Genomic DNA, 2,046 nt, shown 5'->3' with positions numbered 1-2,046 from the left:
TGGCGGGGCACCTGAGCGTCAGCGGACATGGGCCATTCGTGGCCTCCACGCCGCAGGACACCACGCTCGCCTTGCAGCTGTGGACGCTCACCGCATCCCTCTCCGCACTGACGCTCGCCGTGGTCGTCGAGCAACGCTTCGCCAGCCGTCGCGCCCTGGCCTTCGCGCATGACGAACTGCGCGAGGTGACCGGGCGAATCATCGCCACCCAGGAACAGGAGCGCGCGCGACTGGCGCGCGACCTGCACGACGACGTCAACCAGCGGCTCGCGGCCACCTCGATCGGTCTCAGTGCACTGCGGCGGCGCGTCCCTCCTTCGGCCCAGGCCGACGTGACGCACATCCAGCACCAAGTCATCGCTCTGTCCGAAGATGTCCGCCAGCTCTCACACGAACTTCACCCAAGCTGCCTGCATCACGCCGGCCTGCGGGACTCGCTCGAGGCGCTGTGCCATACGTCGCGCCGCCCACGCGCGCCGCATGTGGTTTTCATCGCCGACCGGGCCATCGATGTGCTCTCCGCGGACATCGCCCTGTGCTTTTATCGTGTCACCCAGGAAGCCTTGGCGAATGCGCTCCGTCACGCGCAAGCCAGCCAGGTGACCATCAAGGCGTCGGTGACCAGCGACCTCGCGTCGCTATGGATCTTCGACGACGGCAAGGGGATCGATCCCGATGAGTTGCCTTCGGCGGGACCGGGTATCGGTTTGATCAGCATGAACGAACGAGCGAAGTTGCTGGGGGGCAGCTTCGAATTGCGTACCGCACCGGGAAAGGGAGTGGATCTATGTCTGCGCATTCCGCTGGAGACGAACTGAATTGCGAGGCGCTTCCGCGCATCGTGTTTGCGGATGACCACCGCATGGTCGCCGAGGGCATCGAGCGCCTTCTCGACGACGACTTCGAACTGGTCGCCCTCGCCCAGGACGGCCGCAGCCTGCTGGATGTCATCGAGCGCGAGAGTCCGGATCTGATCCTCTCGGATATCAACATGCCCGGCGGCAACGGCCTGGAAGTCCTGAAGACGCTTCGCGGCCGCGGCGACAGCACCCCGTTCGTCTTCCTGACCATGCATGCCGAACCCGCGCTGGCCGCCTCCGCGATGCGCTCCGGCGCCAACGGCTACGTGCTCAAGTTATCCGCCGGCGACGAGTTGCTCAGTGCACTGCACCAGGTGCTTGCCGGCGGCACCTACGTCACGCCCTCGCTGGGCGCTCGTTACCTGCGTGGCCGCATGGCCGACCTTCACGAACTCACACCGAAGCAGCGCGAAGTGCTGCGCCTGGTCGGATCCGGCCTGCGCTCCAAGCAGATCGCGGCACAGCTGGGGCTCTCGGTACGCACGGTGGAAGCGCACAAATACACCATCATGCAGATCCTGGATGTGCACAGCACGCTCGAACTGGTGCGGCGCTCGGAGGACCTCGGTCTGCTGTTCTGACCGGAAAAACACGGAAGTAGATATACGCAGAAGCAATCGCGTAGCTTTACGCTATTCCGCGCCGGCTGCGAAGTGGAGAATTGGATTCATGGACGAGTTACGCTTCATGCCTTTCCGGGCCAGTGTGGTTCTCGCGGACGACCATCCGCAGACCGCACGGGAGATCGAACGCTTGTTGCGAGAAGACTTCGACGTCATCGGCGTCGTCAGTAACGGCGTCTCGCTCGTGTCGCTGGTCGAAATTCTGAAGCCGGACGTCGTCGTTACCGACATCGCCATGCCGGAGATGGACGGACTGGAAGCGGCGCGCCGACTCGCCCTCAGCTGCCCCGGCCTACCCGTGGTTTTCGTCAGCTGCCACGACGGCGCCGGCGTGGCGCGCCGTGCGCTTTCCCTCGGCAGCGGTTACGTGGTCAAGGCATCGGCCGGTGAGGACCTGCTCGACGCCGTGCACGCAGCGCTCCGTGGCGACGCGTACGTGTCGGGCTCGGTGCGCATCGGCTGCCAGGACACTCCGTAAATCTACGGTCGCATGGCGGTGATCGACGCGCGAGCATGGACACCGACATCCTTTTCCCGTTCGCCACGCCCGGCGGAACACGGAA

Annotated in this window: 3 protein-coding genes; all 3 read left to right on the top strand. The window is 65.0% G+C overall.

Annotation, left to right across the window (positions count from 1 at the left end; all coding sequences use genetic code 11):
- Positions 1-818: sensor histidine kinase (locus tag AC1DT2_RS21730; RefSeq protein WP_477298677.1), on the top strand; the 818-nt coding region annotated here is incomplete at its 5' end.
- Positions 788-1,441, top strand: coding sequence for a response regulator (locus AC1DT2_RS21725; protein WP_477298675.1), 654 nt, complete (start codon positions 788-790; stop codon positions 1,439-1,441). The genes AC1DT2_RS21730 and AC1DT2_RS21725, both read left to right, overlap by 31 nt.
- Before the next feature lie 88 nt (positions 1,442-1,529).
- The gene (locus tag AC1DT2_RS21720; protein WP_477298674.1) at positions 1,530-1,961 is read left to right on the top strand and encodes a response regulator; all 432 of its coding nucleotides are present in this window, start codon (positions 1,530-1,532) and stop codon (positions 1,959-1,961) included.
- Positions 1,962-2,046: the final 85 nt, after the last annotated feature.

The organism is Luteibacter sp. P4_E6 (genome assembly GCF_056401535.1).
The sequence above is the reverse complement of the archived record's forward strand: the minus strand, read 5'-3'. Positions and strand labels throughout refer to the sequence as shown.

What these genes read in the sequence shown, in the direction of transcription:
- AC1DT2_RS21725 (WP_477298675.1), top strand. Translation starts at nt 788, where the DNA reads ATGTCTGCGCATTCCGCTGGAGACGAACTGAATTGCGAGGCGCTTCCG.
- AC1DT2_RS21720 (WP_477298674.1), top strand. Translation starts at nt 1,530, where the DNA reads ATGGACGAGTTACGCTTCATGCCTTTCCGGGCCAGTGTGGTTCTCGCG.